The 22,510-nt window shown below is 69.0% G+C and carries 19 protein-coding genes and 1 tRNA gene; 9 read left to right on the top strand and 11 right to left on the bottom strand.

Translation table 11 applies throughout. The annotated features are described in order from the left end of the window. Positions 1-3: 3 nt before the first annotated feature. Entirely contained in the window at positions 4-1,146 is a 1,143-nt protein-coding gene (locus MLJ35_RS02810) for a sensor histidine kinase (protein WP_243382816.1), read from the bottom strand. A 23-nt stretch (positions 1,147-1,169) separates the two neighbouring features. Between MLJ35_RS02810 and MLJ35_RS02805 the strand changes: the two genes are divergently transcribed. Next, positions 1,170-1,997, top strand: a complete 828-nt coding sequence (locus MLJ35_RS02805; protein ID WP_243320370.1) for a pyruvate, water dikinase regulatory protein — start codon at positions 1,170-1,172, stop codon at positions 1,995-1,997. Positions 1,998-2,063: 66 nt separating this feature from the next. On the opposite strand, the gene pap is transcribed toward MLJ35_RS02805, so the two are convergent. Next, positions 2,064-3,539, bottom strand: a complete 1,476-nt coding sequence (pap, locus tag MLJ35_RS02800) for a polyphosphate:AMP phosphotransferase (RefSeq protein WP_243382815.1) — start codon at positions 3,537-3,539, stop codon at positions 2,064-2,066. 93 nt (positions 3,540-3,632) lie between these two features. Between pap and MLJ35_RS02795 the strand changes: the two genes are divergently transcribed. Further along, positions 3,633-4,460, top strand: coding sequence for an energy transducer TonB (locus MLJ35_RS02795; RefSeq protein WP_243382813.1), 828 nt, complete (start codon positions 3,633-3,635; stop codon positions 4,458-4,460). 268 nt (positions 4,461-4,728) lie between these two features. Here the strand turns inward: MLJ35_RS02795 and MLJ35_RS02790 are convergent, their stop codons facing one another. After that, complete coding sequence (locus MLJ35_RS02790) at positions 4,729-6,372, bottom strand: NAD(P)/FAD-dependent oxidoreductase (RefSeq protein ID WP_243382811.1); 1,644 nt, start codon at positions 6,370-6,372, stop codon at positions 4,729-4,731. 165 nt (positions 6,373-6,537) lie between these two features. Here MLJ35_RS02790 and MLJ35_RS02785 point away from each other — a divergent pair, with 165 nt between their 5' ends. Beyond that, positions 6,538-6,768 (top strand): cytochrome c3 family protein, encoded by a 231-nt coding sequence (locus MLJ35_RS02785; protein WP_243320366.1) that lies wholly within the window; start codon positions 6,538-6,540, stop codon positions 6,766-6,768. Positions 6,769-6,895: 127 nt separating this feature from the next. After that, positions 6,896-7,810, top strand: a complete 915-nt coding sequence (locus tag MLJ35_RS02780; protein WP_243382810.1) for a TIGR01777 family oxidoreductase — start codon at positions 6,896-6,898, stop codon at positions 7,808-7,810. A gap of 6 nt (positions 7,811-7,816) precedes the next feature. Here the strand turns inward: MLJ35_RS02780 and MLJ35_RS02775 are convergent, their stop codons facing one another. The 3 genes from MLJ35_RS02775 to MLJ35_RS02765 form a co-directional block, all read right to left on the bottom strand. Further along, positions 7,817-10,123, bottom strand: a complete 2,307-nt coding sequence (locus tag MLJ35_RS02775; protein ID WP_243382808.1) for an ATP-dependent helicase — start codon at positions 10,121-10,123, stop codon at positions 7,817-7,819. Positions 10,124-10,132: 9 nt separating this feature from the next. Then, a complete protein-coding gene (locus MLJ35_RS02770; protein ID WP_243382807.1) occupies positions 10,133-10,507 on the bottom strand; it encodes a c-type cytochrome in 375 nt (124 codons plus the stop codon). Between the two features lie 67 nt (positions 10,508-10,574). Then, complete coding sequence (locus MLJ35_RS02765) at positions 10,575-10,907, bottom strand: c-type cytochrome (RefSeq protein WP_243382805.1); 333 nt, start codon at positions 10,905-10,907, stop codon at positions 10,575-10,577. 47 nt (positions 10,908-10,954) lie between these two features. On the opposite strand from MLJ35_RS02765, the gene MLJ35_RS02760 reads away from it, so the two are divergent. Continuing rightward, positions 10,955-11,040: transfer RNA gene (locus MLJ35_RS02760), tRNA-Leu, on the top strand. Between the two features lie 11 nt (positions 11,041-11,051). Here the strand turns inward: MLJ35_RS02760 and MLJ35_RS02755 are convergent. Continuing rightward, a complete protein-coding gene (locus tag MLJ35_RS02755) occupies positions 11,052-11,594 on the bottom strand; it encodes a hypothetical protein (protein ID WP_243382803.1) in 543 nt (180 codons plus the stop codon). Positions 11,595-11,656: 62 nt separating this feature from the next. Between MLJ35_RS02755 and MLJ35_RS02750 the strand changes: the two genes are divergently transcribed. After that, on the top strand, positions 11,657-12,535 hold the full coding sequence (locus tag MLJ35_RS02750) for an aldose 1-epimerase family protein (protein WP_243382802.1): 879 nt from the start codon (positions 11,657-11,659) through the stop codon (positions 12,533-12,535). A 6-nt stretch (positions 12,536-12,541) separates the two neighbouring features. Here MLJ35_RS02750 and miaB read toward each other — a convergent pair whose 3' ends face one another. From miaB to MLJ35_RS02735, 3 genes are all read right to left on the bottom strand, one after another. Continuing rightward, positions 12,542-13,846: a tRNA (N6-isopentenyl adenosine(37)-C2)-methylthiotransferase MiaB gene (miaB, locus tag MLJ35_RS02745; protein WP_243382800.1), complete on the bottom strand. Its 1,305-nt coding sequence runs from the start codon at positions 13,844-13,846 to the stop codon at positions 12,542-12,544. 566 nt (positions 13,847-14,412) lie between these two features. Continuing rightward, entirely contained in the window at positions 14,413-16,464 is a 2,052-nt protein-coding gene (locus MLJ35_RS02740; RefSeq protein ID WP_243382798.1) for a TonB-dependent receptor, read from the bottom strand. Beyond that, on the bottom strand, positions 16,464-17,090 hold the full coding sequence (locus MLJ35_RS02735) for a hypothetical protein (protein ID WP_243382797.1): 627 nt from the start codon (positions 17,088-17,090) through the stop codon (positions 16,464-16,466). The genes MLJ35_RS02740 and MLJ35_RS02735 overlap by 1 nt, the downstream gene beginning before the upstream one ends. A gap of 92 nt (positions 17,091-17,182) precedes the next feature. Here MLJ35_RS02735 and MLJ35_RS02730 point away from each other — a divergent pair, with 92 nt between their 5' ends. Further along, positions 17,183-18,049, top strand: a complete 867-nt coding sequence (locus tag MLJ35_RS02730) for a cyclic di-GMP-binding domain-containing protein, MshE-related (protein ID WP_243382795.1) — start codon at positions 17,183-17,185, stop codon at positions 18,047-18,049. Positions 18,050-18,201: 152 nt separating this feature from the next. Here MLJ35_RS02730 and lepA read toward each other — a convergent pair whose 3' ends face one another. Continuing rightward, entirely contained in the window at positions 18,202-20,019 is a 1,818-nt protein-coding gene (gene lepA, locus MLJ35_RS02725) for a translation elongation factor 4 (RefSeq protein WP_243382793.1), read from the bottom strand. Positions 20,020-20,155: 136 nt separating this feature from the next. On the opposite strand from lepA, the gene MLJ35_RS02720 reads away from it, so the two are divergent. Both MLJ35_RS02720 and MLJ35_RS02715 read left to right on the top strand, forming a co-directional pair. Then, positions 20,156-20,971: a response regulator gene (locus tag MLJ35_RS02720; protein ID WP_243382791.1), complete on the top strand. Its 816-nt coding sequence runs from the start codon at positions 20,156-20,158 to the stop codon at positions 20,969-20,971. A 44-nt stretch (positions 20,972-21,015) separates the two neighbouring features. Beyond that, entirely contained in the window at positions 21,016-22,506 is a 1,491-nt protein-coding gene (locus tag MLJ35_RS02715) for a carboxypeptidase-like regulatory domain-containing protein (RefSeq protein WP_243382789.1), read from the top strand. Positions 22,507-22,510 lie beyond the last annotated feature (4 nt).

Below are 22,510 nucleotides of genomic sequence, written 5' to 3'. Positions count from 1 at the left end.
AAGTTACCAGCGGATCTCCGCGCAGGTGCCGCCCCCCTCGCGCCGCGCCAGACGCAGGTCCGCCCCCTGGGCGTTCAGCCACTTCAGCGCCAGGGGGAGCCCCAGCCCCGTCCCGTCCGGCCGGCCGCTCTCGAAGGGCCGGAGCATGCGGATGGCCGTGTCTTCGGACAGCCCGGGACCGTCGTCCAGGATGTCGATCCGCCGTTGGGCCACCCTCACCAGGATCCGGCCGCCCAGGGACGTGGCCTGGCAGGCGTTCTCCAGCAGGTTCACCAGGGCCTGATGGAGCAGCAGCGGGTCGCCCGTGGCCTCCCCTTCCCCCTCCACCGCCAGGACGCGGCCCTGGCTCACCGGTCGGCGCTTCAATTCCACCACCGCCTGGGCGGCTGTCTCTTCTAGACGGAGCGGTTCCGCGGCCGGATCCAGCGGCTTCGCCCACTGGAGGAACCGCTGGACGAGCCGCTCCAGGTCCTCGGTCTCCTCCAGCAGGGCCTCCGCGGCCTCGCCGTGGCCGCTCCGCTTCAGCATCTGGCCCCGGCCCTTGAGGACCGCCAGCCCGTTCTTCAGCTGGTGGGCCACGCCCGCGGTCATCTCGCCCAGGTCCGCGAACCGTTCCCGCAGCTGGCGGCGATGCGCCTCCGCCTCGGCCTCGGTGACATCCTCGAACTGCACGAGCGCGCCGATGCGATCCGGAGCCTCGATGCGCTGGAGCCGCCAGCGGCGCCCGCCGGCGGCGCACCGCCAGGGGGGGCCGGGATCCCGCCCCAGGGCTTCCCGAAGCCAGGGGAAGGGCTCCAGCACGAACGCCGCCTCCAGGCCCACCACGCCGGGCCTCACCCCCAGAAGGTCGCAGCCCCTCTGGTTCAGCGCCGCAAGCCGCTGGCGCTGATCCACCCAGAGCACGCCCATGGGGAGCGCGTCCAGCAGCCGCTCGTGGACGGTCCGGAGTTCCCCGAGGGAGTTCGCCAGCTCGCCCCGCTCCCGCAGGCTGCCGGACACCGCCGAGAGCAGGAGGGCTTCGGGATCGGCTTTCGCCCGGCGGTGCAGCCGCGCCAGGCGCACGAGGACGAGGGCCAGGCCGCCGAGGGCCACTCCCGCTGGGAGGGCGAGCGCCAGCCACACGATGGTACGGGACAGCGGTTCCATCGCCCCAGGGTATGCTCATTCCCATGGACAGGCAGCCCATCTACGTGGTGTCCGGTGGTTCCGGCGAGACCGCCATGCGGATGGTGCAGGCGGCGCTGACCCAATTCGCGAAGGGGGAGGGCTCCGCGCTGGTCCGGAGATTCCAGAACGTGCGGTCCAAGGAGGACATGGACCGGGTGCTCCAGCTGGCCGCGGACAAGCGGGCGGTGATCATCCACACCACGGTGTCTCGGGAGATGAGGTTCTACCTCGCGGACCGCTGTGCGGAGCTGCGGCTCACCCAGGTGGACCTCTTCGGCAACCTGCTGGACACCCTGGCCCTCTACCTCCGGGAGCGCCCGGAGGAGCGCCCGGGCAGCTTCCACGCGGTGGGCGACAAGTATTTCCGCCGCATCGAGGCCATCGAGTTCGCGCTGAAGTTCGACGACGGCATCGACATGGCCGGCCTGCCGGACGCGGACATCGTGCTGGTGGGCATCAGCCGCACCAGCAAGACGCCGCTCTCCATGTACCTCGCCATGGAAGGCTACAAAGTGCTCAACGTGCCGCTGGTGCCCGGCGTGCCGCCGCCCCCCGAGCTCGATTCCATCCCCCAGGGCCGCATCGTGGGGCTCACCATCCAGCCGGACCGCCTCCAGGAGATCCGCGCCTACCGCCTCAAGCGCCTGGGCGCCACCGGCACCGCGGACACCTACAGCGACCTGGGCCGCATCCTGGAGGAGCTGGTCTACGCCGACGAGGTCTTCAAGCAGCACCGCCGCTGGCCCGTCCTCGACGTCACCGGCCGCAGCATCGAGGAGACCGCCGGCCTGGTTCTGGACCGGGTGTTCGGCAAGGAGCGGGCGGTTTAGGGTTCTCGGCTATCAGCTATCAGTCAAGGCGGCTGTCAGGTTCTTCAACTGACAGCCGACAGCCCCCTAAAGCTCATCCTCCAGCCGCTTCACGATGGTCCGGAGGATCTTGATCCGGCCGTAGTACTTGTCCTCGCTCTCCACCAGGGTCCAGGGGGCGATCTCGGTGCTGGTGCGGTCGAGCATGTCGCAGATGGCCGTTTCGTAGGCCGGCCACTTCTCGCGGTTGCGCCAATCCTCATCCGTGATCTTGAAGCGCTTGAATGGGGTCGTCTCGCGCTCCTGGAAGCGGCGGAGCTGCTCCTCCTGGCTGATGGAGAGCCAGAACTTGAGGAGGATGCTCCGGCTTCGGACGATCTGGTCCTCGAACTCGTTGATCTCGCTGTAGGCCCGCTGCCAGTCCGTCTCGGAGCAAAATCCCTCCACCCGCTCCACCAGCACCCGGCCGTACCAGCTGCGGTCGAAGATGGCCACCCGGCCGCGGCGCGGCAGGTGGCGCCAGAACCGCCAGAGGTAGGGCTGGGCCCGCTCGTCCTCTGTGGGCGCCGCGATGGGGTGGATCTGGTACAGCCGGGCGTCCAGGGCCTGGGTGACGCGGCGGATGCCGCCCCCCTTCCCCGCCGCGTCTACGCCCTCGAAGGCCAGCACCACGGCGTGTTTCCGGAAGTTCCGATGGCGGGTGAGCAGGTTCAGCTTCCCCTGCAGCGTGAGGAGCTCGTCCTCATAGTCCTTCTTGTCCATCCGCCGGGTCAGGTCCAGGGCCCGCAGGATGTTGACGTCATCGATGGGCTTGCGGGCCGGGTGGCTCGGCAGGATGGGGATGACCGGCGCCGGCTGGTCGAGCCGGGCCCTCAGCCGCTCCAGCAGGATCTTCCCCACCGTGAGCCGCTGGTAGCGGGGATCGGTGGCCTCCACCACGATCCAGGGGGCATCCCCCGTGCTGGTGGACCGCAGCGCCCGCTCGGACACCTCCCGGAAGGTGTCGTACATCTCGAAGCGCTTCCAGTCCCCTGGCGTCACCCGCCAGCGGGTCTTGGGATCCTTCTCCAGCCCTTTCAGGCGCTTCTTCTGCACGTCCTTCCCCAGGTGCATCCAGAACTTCAGCACCAGCGCGCCCTCGTGGATGAGCATCTGCTCGAAGCGCGCCACCCGGGTCATGTCCTGGTCCAGGTCCGAGGTCTTGATCCGCCCGTAGGCCCGCTCCAGGATGGGCCAGGTGTACCAGGAGCCGTCGAAGATGCCGATCTTGCCTTTGGGCGGAAGCAGGCGCCAGTAGCGGTACATGTGGGGCCGCTCGCGTTCCTCGTCGGAGGGCTCCGCGAGGCCGTGGGTCTGGATGTGCCGCGGGTCCATCCACTCATTGAGGGTGTTCACGGTCTCGCTCTTGCCGGCCCCGTCCACGCCCGCCACGAGGATGATGACGGGGAACTTCGCCGAGGACAGATCGTACTGGGCGTCCAGCAGCGCCTCCCGCAGGAGGGGAACCTCGCGCTCCCACACCTCCTTCTCGATTCTGTGGCCGAGCTCCGCGGATTCGAACATGGTTCCTCCGGGGCGGATGGTCCGCGCGTCGGGCCGACGCCGCGATGGGTGATTCTAGGCCGCTTCCTGGGATCATGGGGATCTGGAGCCCCCATGATCCGACCCGTCGCCCTCCTGCTTCCCGCCTGCCTCCTGGCCGCGCCGGCCCCGGTCGTCCCCAAGGGCCCGGTGCGGGCGGTCCGGCTGTCGCTCCAGGGCACGGCCCCGGGCCTGGATCTGCCGAAGCTGGAGGCGGACCTCGCGGCCCGCCTGAAGGAGGGCGGCCTCGGCGTCCTCACCCCCTCGGAGGCCGCCGGTCAGGGCGCCTACAAGCTCGACCTCACGATGGAGGCCACGTCCCTGCCCGAAGGGGCGCACCTCCTCGCCATCCACGGCACCCTGGAGCGGCTCACGGACCTGGAGGGAATGCCCCGGGACGAGGAGTACCGCTGGACGGGTGCCAGCCTCTCCGCCCACGCTGCCGGGCAGGAGCTCCCGGCGGAGGCCTCGCGGATCGCCTCCCTGATCGCCCTGTCGCTCCTCGGCAAGGCTCAGGCGGCCCGGACCCTCATCGGCACGCCCGCGCCCCTGGCCATCCCGATTCCGCCCTCGCCCCTGCCGAAGCCCGTGGAGGTGGCCTTCAGCAAGGACCAGATCCGACACCAGCCCCTCGCCCCGACCTATCCGCCCCTGGCCAAGGCCAAGGGCCTCCAGGGCACCGTCCTGGTGATCGTCACCGTGGACCCCGAGGGGCGCCCGGTCCGGGCCGTCGTCGAAAACGGGCCCCAGGAGCTGCGCGCCACGGCCTTGCAGTACGTGCTCCAGTGGCGGTTCGCTCCGGTGGTCCAGGACGGCACGGCCCGGTGGGCCTGGTTCAGGCTGCCCATCCCCTTCAGGCTCCAGGAGCCCGCCGTCGATCCCGCACGGACGAAGCGCCCCTAGGGCCTGTTTTCAAAGTGGGGCGTGGCCGCGCAAGGGGCGCCGCCCAAGCGAGGCAAGGAAAGCGACGAAGGCGATGGTGGACCCATCGTCGAGGAGCTTGACGCAGAATCGCGCCGGGCGCCGCCCCTTGCCCTCCGGGACGCTGCCCAGCCGCACCCCTGGCTGCGTTGCCGGCCTCGAACGATGTCCCGCATCGCCCTTCGGCCGCCGCCTTGCCATGAGCGCGGCTGGGCAGCGTCGCGGCGGCGTCCCACTTTGAAAACAGGCCCTAGTACTCGTTCGCCAGGTCCCCGGCCCGCACCTGCTTCTCGAAGGGCTGGAACACGGGGGCGCCTGCGGACTGGGCGATCCACTCGGCCACGCGGATGCCGTCCACCGCGGCGGAGGTGATGCCCCCGGCGAAGCCGGCGCCCTCGCCGCAGGGATAGAGACCCGGGTGGGAGACGGACTGGCCATCCTCCCCCCGCAGAAGCTGGATGGGGCTGCTGGTCCGGCTCTCGATGGCCAGCAGGATGGCCTGGCTGCTGGCGAAGCCGTGGATCTTCCTATCGAAGGTGGGCAGGGCGCCCGCCAGCTGGTCCCGCACGAAGTCCGGCAGGCAGGTGCGCAGATCGGCGGCCACCGCGAAGGGCTTGAAGCTGGTGCGGGGGAGGCGGCCCGTGGCGCGGCCCTTGAGGAAATCCTGCACCGACATGGCCGGAGCGCCGTAGGTCTCGCCCGCGGCGCGGAACGCGGCCTGTTCCCATTTCCGCTGGAAGTACATGCCGCCGAGGAGATGGTCGCTTCCGAAATCCGCCGTGTTCACCTTGGCCACCAGCCCGGAGTTGGCGAACCCCGAGTCGCGCTTCTCGTTGCTCATGCCGTTCACCACGACCCCGCCTGCCTCGCTCGAGCACTGGATGACCTCGCCGCCGGGGCACATGCAGAAGCTGTAGGCGGCGCGGTTCAGGCCGAAGTTGCAGACCAGCTTGTAGTCCGCGGCGGGCAGCGAGGGATGCCCGGCGCTGGGGCCGTACTGGGAGCGGTCGATGAGGTCCTGGGGATGTTCCACCCGCACGCCCATGGCGAAGGGCTTCTGGCGCATGGCCACGCCGTGGCCGTGCAGCATCTCGAAGGTGTCGCGGGCGCTGTGGCCCGGCGCCAGCACCAGGGCTTCGCAGGGGATCTCCTCGCCATCAGCCAGCACCGCGGCGCAGACCCGGCCCTCCCCGTCGAAGCGAACGTCCGCCAGGCGGGCTCTGAAGCGGTACTGCGCCCCCCGGGCCTCGGCCTCCTTCCGGATGAGCACCGTGCATCGGCGGATGACGTCCGTGCCCACGTGGGGCTTGGCCAGATAGAGGATCCGGGGGTTTGCCCCGAAGCGCACGAAGGCCTCCAGCACGTAGCGGGTGGCCGGGTGGCCGATGCGCGTGGTGAGCTTGCCGTCGCTGAAGGTGCCCGCCCCGCCTTCACCGAACTGCGCGTTGGCCTCGGGGTCCAGCACCGCATCCTTCCACAGGCCCGCGATGGCCTGAACGCGCTCGCCCATGGCGGGGCCGCGCTCGAGCACGACGGGCTCGATGCCGTAGTCCAGCAGGCGCAGGGCGCAGAAGGTACCGGCAGGACCGCTGCCCACCACCACGACCCGGGGCCGGCGCGGCGGTGGGGCCACTGCATAGGGCGTGGCAGGCGGCGCCGCCTCCAGCTTCAAGCCGCCGGACATGGGGCCCAGGTCCAGCTTCCGGTCCGTTTCGAAGCTGAGGGTCGTCAGGAAGCGGATGGCGCCCTTGTGACGGGCGTCAAGACTGCGCCGCTCGAGGGTGACGGCCTGGTACTCCTCCGGCTTCCCCCCCAGGGCATGGGCCAGGGGAACGGTCAAGTCGAGCGCCTCTTCTCCCAGGTTGAGCGGCAGGTTGGAAAAAAGGTAGCGCATGAGACCTCGGCAGGGGGGCCACCGAGGCCCAAAGCCAGGTACCAGCGTAGCGGTCAGCCCTGCGAATCGAGACAGAATCTCTTGGATACAAACCCGTGACACTCGATGCAGAATGGGGACATCCCCTTACCGCCGCGCACTGCGGCCCACCCCCCAGGAGATTCCATGCGCCGTTCCATCCTCCTCCTCGCCGCTGCCGCCTTCCTGTGCACCGTGCCCGCCATGGCCAAGCCCACCACCGTGAAGGGCGCCAAGTGCACCACCTGCCACGAGGGCACCCCCAAGGACAAGAAGTTCAATGCCGCCGCCGCCAAGATGGTCGCGAAGTACAAGGAAGCCCAGTGCAAGGATTGCCACGGCTGGGCGGACGGCAAGTTCACCACCACCAAGAAGTAGTCTTCCTCGATCTCTGAAAGCGGCGCGGAAATCATCCGCGCCGCTTTTTTATGAACCGACTGGGGTGTACCGCTCATCCGATGGCCTTTCCATGGACAATCGAGTCGGTGTTTCCCCGGGAGGCGCTGTGGAACCGAAGGTCCTGAATCGGGTGGTGGTCGCCGGCGGGACAGGGTTGGTGGGCCGGCCACTCGTCCGCGACCTTCTGGACCTGGGGACCCAGGTGCATGTGCTGACCCGTCGCGCGGCCGCAGGTCTGCCCGCTGGCGCCCATGCCCACGGATGGGAGGATCTTCCGGCCCTGCTGGACGGCGCGGACGCCGTGATCAACCTGGCGGGCGAAGGCATCGCCGACCAGCGCTGGACGGTGGCCCGCAAGGCCGCCATCCGGCAGAGCCGGACCCAGACGACCCGTCGGCTCGTGGAAGCCATGCGGGACTGCCAGAAACCACCCAGGGTCCTGGTGAACGCCTCGGCCATCGGCTACTACGGGGCCCGTGACAGGACTCCCGTGGACGAGGGCGCCGCGCCGGGGACCGGGTTCCTCGCCGAGACCTGCCGGGATTGGGAAGCGGAGGCCATGGCCGCCTCGGCGATCGGGGTGCGCGTGGTCCGCATCCGCACCGGGGTCGTGCTGGCCCGTGAGGGCGGCGCCCTTCCGAAGATGGCGCTGCCGGTGCGGTACTACCTCGGCTGTGCGCTCGGGTCGGGAAAGCAGGGTCTGAGCTGGATCCACCGGGATGACCTTGTGGCCATGTTCCTGGAGGCCGCGCGGAACGACGCATGGGAAGGCCCCTTCAACGGCACGGCACCGGGATTCCTGGACAACGAGGCCTTCACGGATCTCCTGGCGCGGCAACTGCACCGCCCCCTCCTGCCGGTCCCCGGACGCCTCACCGCCGCCGCCATGAAAGTGGTGCTGGGCGACATGGCCGACGCCCTGCTGCTCCAGGGTGCCTTCGTGGTTCCGGCCCGGGCCAGGGCCCTGGGCTTCGAGTTCCTGTTCACCGAAGCGGCCGACGCGCTGGCGGATCTGCTGTGATCCTGCTCAGGCTCTCACCAATCCCCCGAAGCGGGCCATGATTCGCTTGTCCCCGCCCTGGTCGAACCTCACGGTGTAGGTGAGTCCTTCGCCACGGCCGGTGGCCGCCAGCACGGTGCCCTCGCCGAAGCGCGGACTCCGCACCCGTGTGCCCGCCTCGAACGCCGTCGGATCCTTTGATTCGGCAGGTTCGGAGAACCTGTCGCCTTCTGAATCCGCTGACGGAACCGGCGCCTGCTCCTGCTCCTTCACCCGGTCGAAGAAGCTGCGGATGCGCTGGAGCTCCGTGGCCACGGAGGATCCGCCGGCGCCCCGGCTGAAGGAGCTGCCGGGCCGCACGCCCTCTCCGGACTGGTAGAGCTCCGTGCCCCAGCGGATGGGCGCCGCCAGCGTCTCCGCGGGGATCTCGCGGAGGAACCGGCTGGGCATGGAGAGCATCTCGGTGCCCATGACGCGCCGCCGCCGGGCGGCGCTCAGCGTCAAGCGCCGCTGGGCGCGGGTGATGGCCACGTAGAAGAGCCGGCGCTCCTCCTCGAGCCCTTCCGGCGTCTCCCGGGCGTTTCGGTTGGGGAAGACGTCCTCCTCCATGCCGATGACGAAGACGTACGGGAACTCCAGGCCCTTGGCGCAGTGGATGGTCATGAGGCTGAGGTGGGCGGATTCCTCCACCTGGTCGGCGTCCGCCGCGAGGGTGATGCGGTCCAGGAACTCGGAGAGGCGCAGGCCCAGGGATTCGGATTCCGCCGCGGCGCTGAGGAACTCCTCCAGGTTGCGGATGCGGCCCTCGGCCTCCAGGGTGGCCTCGTCCTCCAGGCTCTGGAGGTAGCCGCTCTCCTGGAGCACCCACTTCACCAGACCCGAGAGGCCCTGGGCCTCCCGCTCTGCGGCGGCCCGGCGGAACAGGTCCAGGAACTTGCCCATCTCCCGCTGGGCGCGACCCTTCAGCTCGCCCGACCGCAGCAGCACGGCCAGCCCCTCCAGGGGTGTGCCGCCCTCGGGGATGGCGCCCTCGATCTTCCCCAGCGTGGTGGGGCCCACGCCCCGCGTCGGCGCGTTCACGCAGCGCCGGAAGCTCACCAGGTCGAAGGGGTTCGAGACGAGGCGAAGATACGAGATGAGGTCCTTCACTTCCTGGCGCTCGTAGAACTTCACGCCGCCCACCAGCCGGTAGGCCAGGTTCTGGGCGCGCAGCGCCTCTTCCATCTGCCGGGACTGCCAGTTGGCCCGGTAGAGCACGGCCACCTTGGCTTCGGGATCGCGGTAGCGCAGCTCCTGGATGCGCTGCACGACCCACTCCGCCTCCTGCCGCCCCTCGTCGGCCAACTTGAAGGTGATGGTCTCGCCCTCCCCCAGGTCGGTCTTCAGGGCGCCCTTGCCCTCCACGCGCTGGGAGTTGTTGGAGATCACTTCCGAGGCGGCGTCCAGGATCTTCTTCGTCGATCGGTAGTTCTGCAGCAGCTCGATGCGCACGGCCTCGGGGAAGTCCTGCTGGAAGTCGAGGATGTTGCGGATGTCCGCGCCGCGCCACCCATAGATCGACTGATCTTCATCGCCCACCACGCACAAGTTGTGGTGCCGCTTGGCCAGGTGCTGCACCAGCAGGTACTGGGCGCGGTTGGTGTCCTGGTACTCGTCCACGAGGATGAACTTGAACCGCTCACCGTAGGCCGCCTGCATGACGGGATCGCGGAAGAGCCGCTCGGTGTAGAGCAGCAGGTCGTCGAAGTCGCAGGCCCGGTGGTTCCGCAGGCCCTTCTGGTAGAGGTCGTAGGCGTCCAGCACCCGGCGGGTCCAGGGATCCAGGGCCTCCTCCCGGGCCTCCTCGGGCAGCAGGCAGCGGTTCTTGAAGTCGGAGATCAGCTCCAGCACCCGCTTGGGGTGGTACTGCTTCTCGGGCAGCTTCAGCTCCGCCAGCACCTGCCTCATGAGGCTCTTCTGGTCGGCCGGATCGAAGATCACGAAGTCCCGGCCCACGGGCGTCCGCTCACCCTCGCGGCGGAGGATGCGGGTGCAGAAACTGTGGAAGGTGCTCACCCACATCTGCGCGGCGGGCACGGAAACCAGCCGCTGCACGCGCTCCCGCATCTCCTCGGCCGCCTTGTTGGTGAAGGTCATGGCCAGGATGGAGCCCGGGTGGACGCCCTCCTCCTCGATGAGCCAGGCGATGCGGCGCGTGATCACGGTGGTCTTGCCCGACCCGGCGCCGGCCAGGAGGAGCAGGGGCCCGTGGGCATGGCAGACGGCCTCCCGCTGGGGCGCGTTCAGGTTGCGGAGCAGGGGGTGGTCGGACGGGTGGCGAGACGCATCGGGCATCCCTTCATCCTATCGGCCCGTCCCTGCCTTCGGCGCGATGGCTTTGCCCTTCTCGGCCTTCCTGAGGACCTCCTTCACCAGGAGGGCCGCGTCGTCTTCCGTCAGCTTGGCCTTGAAGGAAGGCATGACAAGGCCGAAGAAGATGCCTTTGCGGATGGTCTTGATCATGTCCGCGTCCGTTTCCTTCGCGGCCATTTTCGCATCCGTGAAATCGAAACCACCCAGCTTCTTCCCCTCGGCGCTGTGGGCGGAGCCATCGGGTCCGTGGCACTTGACGCAGTTCTCGGCGAAGAAGGCCCGCAGCTCGTCCACGGATTTCATGGGCGCCTGGGCCGCGAGACCGATCGGAATCAGAAGGGCGAGGATCATCACACCGACCCGCATGGCCACCTCGATGAATGTTGGAACACGTGCCCAGCATGGGCCTGAAGCGGGCCTCCGCAAGGGCCCCTCAGGGTTTTTTGTGCGCAGCCAAGGGGCGCAGCACGTCGGCCACCAGGCGCCGGGCATCCCCCTCTGAGAGCTGGCGGCCGAATCCCGGCATCGCGCCCCGGCCCTTGAGAATGGAAGCCGCCAGCGCGGCGACCTCCTGGCGGGCGAACCAGCGACCATCCGCGAGGTTCCGACCTCCCAGCCGGACTCCGTTGGGGCCGCGTCCCGTGCCATCCGCCCCGTGACAGACCAGGCAGCGTTCCCGGTAGAACTCGCGGAGATCCCTCGCCTGGGCGGCCGAGGGGGCAGAGAGGGCCACCAGGAGCGGCAGCGCGACGGAACGGATCCCCATGGCTCGACGCTACCACGGGCCCGCGGGCCCCGTTAGGCTGGAACCCTGCGCCCGTGGCGGAATGGCAGACGCCGCGGACTTAAAATCCGCTTCCGGAAACGGAGTACCAGTTCGAGTCTGGTCGGGCGCACCAAGACTGGATGCTCACCCCGGCTCGGCCATCAGCTTCAGCAGGGGGATGAGGATCCCGTTGAACCGCTTCCAGCCGGAGAGGTCGCCGCGGACCAGCCGGTGGACCTTCACCCAGTCGCCCTCCGCGGCGGCCTTGGGGACCTCCTTGAGCATGAAGTCGTAGGCCAGGATCCGGGCCGCAAGGGCCGGATCCAGCGCCCGTTCAGGGTCTTCCACCAGGTCGACGCCCACCAGTTTCCCGAACCTGGCGTACTCGGCCCGGCCCAGCACGGGGATGAAGCCGCGGCCGCAGAACCTGGCGCCGTCGCCGGGCTCCGTGTTGCCCAGGGCGCGCTTGAACTCGTACATGCGGCGGAAATAAGCCTCGCTGCCCTGTTCCCGCTCCGGGGCGAACAGGTAGCTTTCCGCCCCGATGGTGGCGATGGCGGCCACCTCCGTGGCGGCATCCTGGATCTTGAGGGCGGCCAGGGCCTCCACCACCAGGGGCCAGTTCTTCTCCACGTTGGCCAGGGGCGCGTGGAGGGTCGTCGCGATGACGTCCGCCGTGAAAGGCATAGAGGGCTCCCGGAGGAAAGCGGCTAGGCGGGCAATCTACCACGGCGGCGATAATCTCGTGCATGGACATCCACCGATTGCACACCGGCGAAGCCGAAGCTCTCATCGCCGCGAAGGGCGCCGAGCTCCAGTCCCTGCGCCTGGGCGGGCACGACCTCCTCTGGGAGGCGGGCCCCCTCTGGCCACGCCATGCCCCCCTGCTCTTCCCCATCGTGGGACGGGTCAAGGGCGATACCCTGCGGCACGGGGGGAAGGCGTTTCCCATTCCCCGCCACGGCTTCGCCCGGGACCGGGACTTCACGCTCATCGAAGGCACCACGACCACCTGCACCGCCGAATTGCGGGATGACGAAGCCACCCGCGCCGCCTATCCCTTCCCCTTCCTCCTGCGGGTGGCCTACACGCTGACCGGCACCTCGCTGCGCATGGACCTGGCCCTCCGCAATCCCGGAGAGGCGCCCCTGCCCGCCAGCCTGGGCCTCCACCCGGCCTTCCGCTGGCCCCTGGCCCCGGGCCTGGCGAAGGCGACGCACCGGCTGGTTTTCGAGGCCGACGAGCCCGGCGCCCTGCACCGCCTGGACACCGACGGCCTGCTGGATCCCGCGCCGCGCCCCACCCCAATCCAGAATCGGCTGCTGCCGCTGGACGAGGGGCTGTTCCGGGAGGATGCCCTGATCTTCCTCGAACCCCGAAGCCGCAGCCTCAGCTTCGAGGCGGAGGGCGGCCCCGGCCTGGAGCTGCGCTGGGAGGGCTTCCCCCACCTCGGGATCTGGGCCAAGCCGGATCCCGGCCCCGCCTTCCTCTGCCTCGAGCCCTGGGAGGGCCACGCCGATCCCGCGGACTGGAACGGGGATTTCGTCGCCAAGCCCGGTGCCTTCACCCTGCCCCCCGGCGCCACCCGTCGCTGGAACCTCACGATCACGCTGACAGCCGATAGTTGACAGCTTCTACACCAGCTCCGCGCCCAGGAAGTGCGGGCTGGCCAGGGTGATTCTCGCCTGCACCAGCTCGCCGAAGGGCAGCTCCCGGCCAGGACCGGCGGCCAGGTGCACGGTCTTCCACTCGCCGCTGCGGGCCAGCCACCAGCCATGCTCGGTGGGGCCGTGGGTCTCGACGCGCACGGGGATCTCGCGGCCCACGAAGCGCTGGTTGCTGGCCCGGGTCAGCTCGGTCTGGCGCTTCTGCAGGCGAGCCAGACGCTCGGACTTCACGGCCATGGGCAGGTCGTCCTTGAGGCGCAGGGAGGGCGTGCCGGGGCGGGGCGAGTAGATGAAGCTGAAGGAGGCGTCGAAGGCCACCTGGTCCAGCACCCGCATGGTGTCCTCGAAGTCCTCGTCCGTCTCCCCGGGGAAGCCCACGATGAAGTCCGTGCTGAGGCAGATGCGCGACCGGGCCTCGCCCAGGTAGCCCAGGCGCTCGAGGTACTCGGCCACGGTGTACTCGCGCAGCATGCGGCGCAGCACCCGGTCGCTCCCGCTCTGCAGGGGCAGGTGCAGGAAGGGGGCGACCTTCGGATTGGTGGCGAGCACCCGCGCCAGACCCTTGGTGAAGTTCATGGGGTGGCTGGTGGTGAAGCGGATCCACTCCAGGCCATCCACCTCGGAGACGCGCTCCAGCAGGTCGGCGAAGGTGCAGCCGCCGGCGTAGCTGTTCACGTTCTGGCCCAGCAGCTCCACCTCGCGGTAGCCGCGCTCGACCAGACCCCGGACCTCGGCCACCACATCCTCGAAGGGGCGGTGGCGCTCGGCCCCGCGGGTGGTGGGCACGATGCAGTAGGTGCAGGCGTGGTTGCACCCCTCGGTGATGGTCACCAATGCTTTGGCCGTGTCGCGGCGCCGGGCCACCGAGGGCGGAAACAGGTGGTTGTCCGGGTACTCGCCCGTGTCCATGACGCGGGTCTTGCCGGCCCGGGCCTCGGCCACCAGGCGCGGCAGCTGCTTCAGCGCCATGGTGCCCAGCACGAAGTCGATGTGGGGGGCGCGCTTGAAGAGGGCCGCCTGCTCCTGCTGGGCCAGGCAGCCGGTGACGCCCACCAGCAGGGGGCGCCGCTGCTTCTCCTCCCGCAGGCGGCCCAGCTCCGAATAGACCTTGTGGACGGCCTTCTCGCGGATGGAGCAGGTGTTCAGCAGCACCAGTTCCGCGTCCTCCGCCGCGTCCACCGCCTCGAACCCCTCCGCCGACAGCAGTCCCGACAGCTTCTCGCCGTCGTGGTCGTTCATCTGGCAGCCCCAGGTCTCGATGTGGAACTTCATGCAAGGCCTCGGTTCTGGGGCTGCTGGATGAAGGGGACTACCCCCCGATCGCACGGCGCCCCGCGCCGCGCTCCCACTCCCCGGCTTCGCCGGATCGTGGAGGGGGCCCCGTTCTGGCAGCCCCAGGTCTCGATGTGGAACTTCATGCGTCCGTCCAAACCTTCGATTTTACGGGAAAAGATGCTTGGAAAGGATCAATCGAACCTGATGACCAGCCAAACTCCGATAAAAAAGAGGAACGCAGAGGGCGCAGAGACGCCCTTTGGGTGCACGGAGAGCGCAGAGGGTACTCGACCCACCGCAGACATCCTTTCTCGGGCGGCGGCTCCAGGCGACTTTCAAGGGCCGCCACAACCGCCGCCCGAAAAACGGGTCGCGCGATGCGCGGCCCGGGGCCGGAGGCCCGGATGTCCTGGCCTGGACGCCTCTGCGTTCTCCGCGTTCTCTGCGGTTCCAGCTTTGTCAGGCAGAGCCTCACCGATCATCGGTAACAGGATTTCCGGGGATGAACAGAATTCGAGCCGAGCTTCTGAATCCTGTTCATCCTGTCCTCGTTATTCAGGACCTCAGAACCGGTACCGGGCGCTCAGGCCGAGCTGGCGGCCGGGGAGCAGGTAGTACTGGCTATCGCCCAGCTCGCTCTCGGCCACAGGTTTGCGGCGGTCCGTGAGGTTGCGGCCGTCCAGGCGGAGCTCCCAGGCCTTTTCGCGCCAGCCGAGACTGGCGCCGTAGGTGGCGTAGCCGCCGGTGGGCGCGGTGTTGCGCTGGTTGAGGAAGGCGGCGCCGGTGTAGGCCATCTCCGCGGAAGCCGTGAAGCCATGGGCCGGGGCGTAGGAGATGCCCAGGCCGCCGAGGTGGTAGGGGGACATCTCCAGCCGCTTCCCCGCCAGCTGCGTGAGCGTGCCGTCGCCGAAATCCTTGGCGTAGTCCCGGAACCGGGCGTCGTGGTAGCTGTAGGCCAGGCGGGCCGCGAGGGCGCCGGCGAAGCGCCAGGAGGCCGACGCCTCCACGCCCTGGAAGCGCTCGGTTCCGGCGTTGGCGAGCACCGGCGACGCCGTCCCGGTGGCCGGATCGATCACGCTCTGGGGCACCACCAGGTTCTCGAAGTCCATGAGGAAGAAGCTGACTTCCAGGGCCAGGCGGCGCCCCAGGAGGTCGGCCTTGGCGCCCAGGTCGTAGCTGGTGGCGGTTTCGGGTTTGAGGATCTGCGCGGAGCTGTCCAGGCCGAAGTCGATGGCCGCGGGTTTGAAGGTGCTGCGCAGTCCCCCGAACAGGTTCACGCGATCCTCGCCGGCCTGCCAGGCGGTCCAGGTGGCCCCGGCGCTGCCGCCCAGCCGGGTGGTGGTGCGGGCGTCCGCGCCGGTGTCGAGGGCCCCGCTCGCGAAGTCCAGCGTGGCGGCCCGGCGCGTCTCCTCGGCCCGGGTGAGGCGAAGGCCCGCCTCCAGCGTCAGGCGCGGCGCGGCCTGCCACTGGGCGAAGGCGTAGAGGCCCGTGAAGTCCCGCCGGTCGTCGATGCGGATGTCCACCTGGCTGGGCGTGGCGGAGGCATCCGGCGCGCCGGAGCCGTCGAGGTTCACCACGTAGTCGAAGTCCCCGCCGCGGGCCCGGCCCTGCCCATGCAGATGGTCCAGGCCCGCCACCACCTTGAGGCCGGCTCCGCCCGTCCACGCGAGGTGCGTGTCGAGATAGAAATCCGTGAGGTCCATGCGCTCCCGGAAGCCATGCGCGTTGGGAGCGGTCGTGGCCACGTCCGTGAGGAAGCCCCGGAAGGCATCCTGCCGCGCCCGGGAGGCCGACAGCGTGGTGGACCAGAGCACGGCGGCATCCAGAGCCCGGTCGTAGCCTGTGGTGAGGGTGACGCGACGGTCGTTCAGGAAGGCCCCGCCGGGGTTGTGGTTGGCGTCCAGCGGCACCTGATCGGTCAACGCCCGGCCCACCCGGGGGAAGGGGCTCGCGGGCTGCTGGTCCACAGCCGTGCCCTCCAGATCGAACCGGACCACCCCATCCATGGCCTGCACGCGGTTCCGCCACAGAAGGTGGTTCCGCTTGAAGCCGGTGCGCGGATCGTCGAATCCCTGCGTGTCGTGGTCCACCGTGAGGGTGCTGTCCGCGGCGGGGCCGACGGGGAGGCGCAGGTTGACGGCTCCCCCGAAGGTTCCGTGGTTTCCCGCGGACAGCCGGGCGGAACCCTTCGTGTCCAGCGGCAGGCCGCGGATGACGTGGATGACGCCCACGAAGGAGGTGGCGCCGTACATCACCGGAGCGGCCCCCCGCTGGACCTCGATGCGCTCGACGCCCTCGAGGCTCAGGGTGGCGAGGGCCGGATTGAAGGCACCGCCCCAGGGCACGCCGTCCACCACGAGCAGGAAGGCGTCGAACTCCTTCAATCCCCAGAATTCCGGCACGCTCCCGGCCGGGCCGCCGTCGCCGCCGGGGGCGATGAACACGCCCGCCAGCAGGGCCATGGCCCCGCGCAAATCCGTGGCGCCGCGATCGGCAAGCTCCCGGGCGGTGAGCACGGTGATGGAAGCCGGCACCTTGGCCGGATCCTCGGGAAAGCGCGTGGCGGTGACCTCCACCACGGCCGCGGGTGGAACGGGAGGCAGGGCTTGCAACATCAGGATTCCTTGTGTGCGGGAGTCGAAGGGTCGGGCTGCGGCATGCGGACTCGAAGGATTCCGTCCGCAGCCTCGACCGCCAGGTTCATGTGATCAGCCATGCCGCGCAGCCAGAGCCCGGCCAGACTGCGTGGCGCCTCTCGCGGCCACTCGGCCTCCAGGCACGGCGGGAGCGGGGAGTCCGTGAACCACCGCAGGATCCAGGCCCCGGGCACGGCTTCCGCCTCCAGGCGCAAGGGCCCAGGCGCAGCCCAGGGGAGGATCTGCCGCGTGAACGCCACGACCCAATCCTGGAGCAGGGGAGCCGGCCAGGATGCCTGATCGGCCCCGGCGTCCACCAAACCGACCGGGCAGTGGAAAAGGGTCCCCGCGGCTTCGAGTCGCTTCCCCAACCCCGCCTCCCAATCCCTCCAGGGGATGGGCTCCGTATAGGGAAGCCGCCCCAGTGCCACAGCCCGGGCCATGGCGATGAGGACATTCCCATCCTCCAGGAGCGTCTCCAGCCGCGCGTGGTTCTGGGGATCGAAGGGGAGGGTCGGATCACCCAGATCCGCCACACTCTGGAGCCCCGTCAGCAGATTGTTGAAATCATGCAGGGTCGCCCGCCAGAGTTCTTCAGGATCCATGCACCCTCCCGGCCACAAAAGCCTTGAATGACGTTACCTTGGGGGCCACCCTCTGTGCATCATCGGAAGACCGACGTCCCCAGGACTCCCTCATGCAGCAACCGATCAAGCGGCTTGGCGAACTGCTCGTGGAATCGGGCCTCATCACGCCGGCCCAGCTCCAGAGCGCCATCACCCACCAGAAGATCGCCCGGGGCCGCCTGGGCAGCAACCTCGTGGCCCTTGGCTACATCAGCGAGGAGGTCCTCATGGACTTCCTCAGCCAGCAGGCCGGAGTGCCCCAGATGGACGTGCGGAACCTCGCGGTGCCGCCCGAGGTGCTGAAGCTGGTCCCCCACCGGCTGGCGGATCAGTTCACTGTGCTTCCCGTGGCCACCCGGGAGCCGAAATCGCTCGTGCTGGCCATGTCCGACCCGTCGGACCTGAACGCCATGGACAGCGCCCGGTTCGCGTCCGGGCTGCACATCCAGCCCGTGGTGGCTTCGCACAGCGCGCTGCGAAAGGCCATCGGGGAGCTCTACCGGAACCTCGAGGCGACCGCTCCCGGGGCCCCGGTCACGGTGGACGTGGGCGGCTCCCACGAGGAAGACGAGGCCCTCCCGGTCACCTTCAGCCTCAACCCGCTGCCCGTGCCCGCGCCCGGCCCCGCGGCAGAACACGCCTTCCCGCGGGACCCCTTCTTCGACGCCACCGGCGCGCCCTCCTACGACACCACGGATCTCGATCCGTTCCGGTTCTTCGAGAAGGCGGATCCTCCGCCTGAGGCTCCTCCCGACCTCATCCCCGGCCGCACCCTCCGCGAGTCGGTGCCCACCCTGGAATCCTACGGGACCCGCGCCATCGTCCTGGGCATGGTCCGCCTCTTCCAGCGACGCGGCATCCTGGGCGAGGACGAGCTCCAGCGCCTGCTCGCCAACCTTGTGGAATCCGGAGAGATCAAGAACAGCAAGGCTGACTAGCCCTCGACTTTCAGGACCGCCAGGAACCCTCGCCTCGCCGGGTGCCGGCTCGAGGCAGGGCACTCAGCCCTGCCTGCTCGCCACCCGGCTGAGACTCGGCCTGCGGGATCTCCACGTTGCCAATGGCGGGCCATCGGGGCGACCCGGGAGGTTCAGCCCTCGACCTTCAGGATCGCCAGGAAGGCTTCCTGGGGGATCTCCACGTTGCCGATGGCCTTCATCCGCTTCTTGCCTTCCTTCTGCTTGTTGAGGAGCTTCTTCTTGCGGCTGATGTCGCCGCCGTAGCACTTGGCGAGCACGTCCTTGCGGCGGGCCTTCACGTTGGTCCGGGCGATGATCTTGCTGCCGATGGCGGCCTGCACGGCCACATCGAAGAGCTGCTGGGGGATCACTTCCTTCATGCGCTGGCAGAGCGCCAGGCCAAGGGTCTGGCTCTTGCTGCGGTGGACGAGGATGGACAGCGCGTCCACGGCCTCGCTGTTCACCAGGATGTCCATCTTCACCAGGTCGGATTCCGTGTAGTGCTTCATGTGGTAGTCGAAGCTGGCGTAGCCCTTGGAGATGGACTTGAGCTTGTCGTAGAAGTCCAGGACCACCTCGTTCAGGGGCAGCTCGTAGACGAGCATCACGCGGTCCTGGCTCACGTATTCCAGCTTCTGCTGGATGCCGCGGCGCTCCTCGCAGAGCTTCAGCAGGCCGCCCACGAAGTCGGTTCGGGTGAGGATGGTGGCCTCGATGATGGGCTCCTCGATCTTCGCGATCTTCTGCAGCAGCGGCAGCTTCGAAGGGTTGTCCACGGCGGTCTCGCTGCCGTCCGTCAGGTGCACGTGGTAGCGCACGCTGGGGGCCGTGGTGATGAGGTCCAGGTCGAACTCGCGCTCCAGGCGCTCCTGCACGATCTCCATGTGCAGCAGGCCCAGGAAGCCGCAGCGGAAGCCGAAGCCCAGGGCGGTGGAGGTCTCGGGCTCGTAGGTGAAGCTGCTGTCGTTCAGGCGCAGCTTGTCCATGGCGTTGCGGAGATCCTCGAAGTCGTCGCTGGAGGTGGGGAAGATGCCCGCGAACACCACGGGCTGGATTTCCTTGAAGCCCTTCAGCATCTCCTTGGCCGGCTTGGTGGTGTTGGTCACGGCGTGGGTGATGGTGTCGCCCACCTTGACGTCCACCAGCGACTTGATGCTGGCCACCAGGTAGCCCACCTCGCCCACGGACAGGGTGTCCTGCTTGTCCATCTTGGGATCGAAGATGCCGATCTCGTCCACCCGGTGCTCGCTGCCCGTGGACATGAAGCGGATCTGGTCGCCCGCCTTCAGGGTGCCGTTCACCACGCGGATGAGGTTCACGATGCCCCGGTAGGCATCGTAGTAGCAGTCGAAGACGAGGGCCTGCAGCGGCGCGTCCGGATCGCCCTGGGGCGCCGGGATGCACTTCACGATCTGCTCGAGCACCTGGTCGCAGTTCTCGCCGGTCTTGGCGCTCACGTTCACCGCGTGGGCCGTGTCCACCAGGCCGATGACCGTGTCGATCTGCTCCAGCACCCGCTCGGGGTCCGCACTGGGCAGGTCGGTCTTGTTCAGCACCGGGAACACCTCCAGCCCGTTCTCCAGGGCCAGGTAGGTGTTGGCCAGGGTCTGGGCCTCCACGCCCTGGGTGGCGTCCACCACCAGGATGGCGCCCTCGCAGGCGGCGAGGCTGCGGCTCACCTCGTAGGTGAAGTCCACGTGGCCGGGCGTGTCGATGAGGTTCAGCGTGTAGGTCTGACCGTCCAGCGCCAGGTATTTCAGCGTCACCGCGTGGGCCTTGATGGTGATGCCCCGCTCCCGCTCCAGATCCATGTCGTCGAGAATCTGGGCCTGCATGTCGCGCTGCGCCACCGTCTTGGTGAGTTCAAGGAGACGGTCCGCCAGCGTCGACTTGCCGTGGTCGATGTGTGCGACGATGGAGAAATTGCGGATGAGACTGGGATGAGCCACTGAGGAACCTCGAACTGGTCATTGTACTGTTGGAAACCCCCACTGTCTGCGGGGTTTTACCTACTGGGGCCTCAAGCCGTGGTTGATCCGAGCCGATGGGACCTTTAACCTCAAGGCCGAGAGCCAAGGAGTCCGCTTGTCCCACTTCGCGTCTCCCATGACCATCCTGATGGTAGAAGACAATGCCCTGCAGCGGCGGCTGCTGGAGGCGCAGATCCAGCCGCTGGGGCACCGCCTGATCGTGGCGGCGAACGGCGAGGAGGCTCTGGCGCGCCTCCAGACGGACCGGCCCGAGCCCGACATGGTGATCATGGATGTGGTGATGCCGTCCATGGACGGCTTCAAGGCCTGCGAGGCCATCAAGACGGATCCCGCCACGGCGGACATCCCCGTGCTGGTGCTGACGGCCCTGAGCCGGGACGCCAAGGACCGCAGCTACACCGCCGGGGCGGATGACTTCATCCGCAAGCCCGCCAGCAACCTGCTCCTCCAGGTGCGCATCCAGACCCACCTTCGCGTGCGGGCCCTGTCGCTCCGCACCGGTCCGCTGCCGCCCGCCCGCCCCAAGGTGCTGGTGGCGTCTGCCAGTTCCATGGTGCTCACCCAGGTCCAGAACCACTTCGGCAAGGACCAGGCGATCTTCCTGGAGGCCCAGGACGAAGCCCAGGCCCGGGCCCAGATCCTCGCCGAATCCCCCGATGTGCTGGTGCTGGACACGGATCTGGCCAATGGCAGCGCCATGGACCTTGCAACGACCCTGGGCCGATCGCAGGATCTGAGGGACCTGCCCATCCTCCTCCTGCACGATCCCGGCGAGCTCGAGGCCTGGTCCCGCCTCCGCGAGCCCGTGTGCGACGCCCTGGAAAAGCCGCTGGTGGCCACTGAAACCCGCCGCCGGGTGGCCCTCCTGGCCCGGCTGGCCCAGCTCCAGAAACGGGTCGGCCAGGCATGAAGGCACGCCATCGCCGAACAAGAGGAGCCGCCTTCGGGCTCCTTGTGGCCCTCGCCGCCCCTGCCCCTGCCGCCTCCGTGGAAGGCCGGGTCACGGATGGCCACCGGGGCCTCGCCGGCGTCCGCGTCTACCCGGACCGGCAGCCGAGGGTGTCTCCTGCCGGAGATCCACCCCTGGCGCTGACGGACGCGGAAGGACGCTTCCACCTGGACCTGGAACCCGAGGATGCGGTCCTTGCGGTGGAGAAGGATGGCTGGCGCCGCGACCTGGTGCCGGCCGCCGAGTGGCGCGGCGACATCGCCCTCAGCCCAGAGCCCAGGTTCCGCAAGGAGGCCATCTTCATCGTCCGCCTCGACTTCACGGATGAGGGCTCCAAGCTGCCGGATGGTGCCCTGCGGGAGCTGATCTTCTCGCGCCGCCCTGGCGTGGCCAGCGCGGCCAACTACCTGTACGAGGTGAGCAAGGGGGCCGTGTCCCTTGTCGAGGGTCGCTTCCTCAAGCTCCGGAGCGCCGATTTCCCCGCCCCGAGGACCGACGACCGCAAGATGGCCATGGCCGACTGGGTGCTCGAACGCCTGCAGGGCGAGGATCTCGGCGACTGCGACCGCCTCGACAACCGCACCGGCGCGGTCCGTCCGGACGGCAAGCCCGACCACCTCTGGATCATCACGCCCGGAAAGCCCCAGTCGCTGACCGCCGACGAGGCCGACCTCAAGGCCGTGAGCCTCCTCCTGCCCCTGCCCTGGGACAAGACCCGGCGCTGGCCCCTGATCTTCATGACCGAGGAAGTCCCGCTGGGGAACATCGTCCACGAAGCCTTCCACGCCATGGGCGAGCACCGCGTGGACGACCTCTACCTGGATTGCGGCGATCCCCTCACGGCCGGCATCTGGGACCTCATGGACGCGGGCCAGTACCGCGGCTGGGACCGCTCCCACCCTGAAGAGGGTCCCTGGGTGGAGGACACCGGCTACAGCCCCTCCCATCCCACCGCCTGGGTGCGATCGGAGCTTTGGTACCGCGGCTGGTTCCGGGGCCTGGTCAACCGCCTCGCCGTGAAGGGCCCGTCCTGGGAGGGCTGGATCGCGCCGGTCGCCCGCGCCCCCGGCGCCGATCCCCAGTGGGTGACCCTGCCCGATCCCCGGAAGAAGGGCCGCTTCTTCAGCCTGGAGGTGCGCCGTCCCTGGGGCTTCGAGCGGGGCCGCGTGGGCGGGCGCTTCGGGCCTGGTCATGAAGGCCTGGTGGTGGCCACCGTCGATCCGTCCCTGCTCAGTCCCGACGAGCCCCAGGGCCCTGTGCGCGTGGTGGACGCCCACCCTGGCAGCCCCGAACCGCCCAAGCCCCGCTTCCCCTGCGGCCGCTGGGAGCTGGATGACGCGGCCTTCAACCTGGGCCCCGGCGAGAACCCCAAGGGCCGCAGCGGACCCCTGTCCTGGGAGATCCTGGAGACAGACGCCAGCGGCCGCATGCGGGTCCGGGTGAGCCTGACCCGACCCTTGGCAAAAAAATCCCGCGCCCGAACATCTGCCAAGTAAGATG

This window comes from Geothrix alkalitolerans (assembly GCF_022808885.1).
Classification (GTDB): domain Bacteria; phylum Acidobacteriota; class Holophagae; order Holophagales; family Holophagaceae; genus Geothrix; species Geothrix alkalitolerans.
Note: the sequence above shows the minus strand (reverse complement) of the source record. Positions and strands in the feature narration are given on the sequence as shown.

Bases quoted from the DNA above. Each gene is read 5' to 3' on its own strand.
- MLJ35_RS02810 (WP_243382816.1), bottom strand. From the start codon at position 1,146: ATGGAACCGCTGTCCCGTACCATCGTGTGGCTGGCGCTCGCCCTCCCA.
- MLJ35_RS02805 (WP_243320370.1), top strand. From the start codon at position 1,170: ATGGACAGGCAGCCCATCTACGTGGTGTCCGGTGGTTCCGGCGAGACC.
- pap (WP_243382815.1), bottom strand. From the start codon at position 3,539: ATGTTCGAATCCGCGGAGCTCGGCCACAGAATCGAGAAGGAGGTGTGG.
- MLJ35_RS02795 (WP_243382813.1), top strand. From the start codon at position 3,633: ATGATCCGACCCGTCGCCCTCCTGCTTCCCGCCTGCCTCCTGGCCGCG.
- MLJ35_RS02790 (WP_243382811.1), bottom strand. From the start codon at position 6,372: ATGCGCTACCTTTTTTCCAACCTGCCGCTCAACCTGGGAGAAGAGGCG.
- MLJ35_RS02785 (WP_243320366.1), top strand. From the start codon at position 6,538: ATGCGCCGTTCCATCCTCCTCCTCGCCGCTGCCGCCTTCCTGTGCACC.
- MLJ35_RS02775 (WP_243382808.1), bottom strand. From the start codon at position 10,123: ATGCCCGATGCGTCTCGCCACCCGTCCGACCACCCCCTGCTCCGCAAC.
- MLJ35_RS02770 (WP_243382807.1), bottom strand. From the start codon at position 10,507: ATGCGGGTCGGTGTGATGATCCTCGCCCTTCTGATTCCGATCGGTCTC.
- MLJ35_RS02765 (WP_243382805.1), bottom strand. From the start codon at position 10,907: ATGGGGATCCGTTCCGTCGCGCTGCCGCTCCTGGTGGCCCTCTCTGCC.
- MLJ35_RS02755 (WP_243382803.1), bottom strand. From the start codon at position 11,594: ATGCCTTTCACGGCGGACGTCATCGCGACGACCCTCCACGCGCCCCTG.
- MLJ35_RS02750 (WP_243382802.1), top strand. From the start codon at position 11,657: ATGGACATCCACCGATTGCACACCGGCGAAGCCGAAGCTCTCATCGCC.
- miaB (WP_243382800.1), bottom strand. From the start codon at position 13,846: ATGAAGTTCCACATCGAGACCTGGGGCTGCCAGATGAACGACCACGAC.
- MLJ35_RS02740 (WP_243382798.1), bottom strand. From the start codon at position 16,464: ATGTTGCAAGCCCTGCCTCCCGTTCCACCCGCGGCCGTGGTGGAGGTC.
- MLJ35_RS02735 (WP_243382797.1), bottom strand. From the start codon at position 17,090: ATGGATCCTGAAGAACTCTGGCGGGCGACCCTGCATGATTTCAACAAT.
- MLJ35_RS02730 (WP_243382795.1), top strand. From the start codon at position 17,183: ATGCAGCAACCGATCAAGCGGCTTGGCGAACTGCTCGTGGAATCGGGC.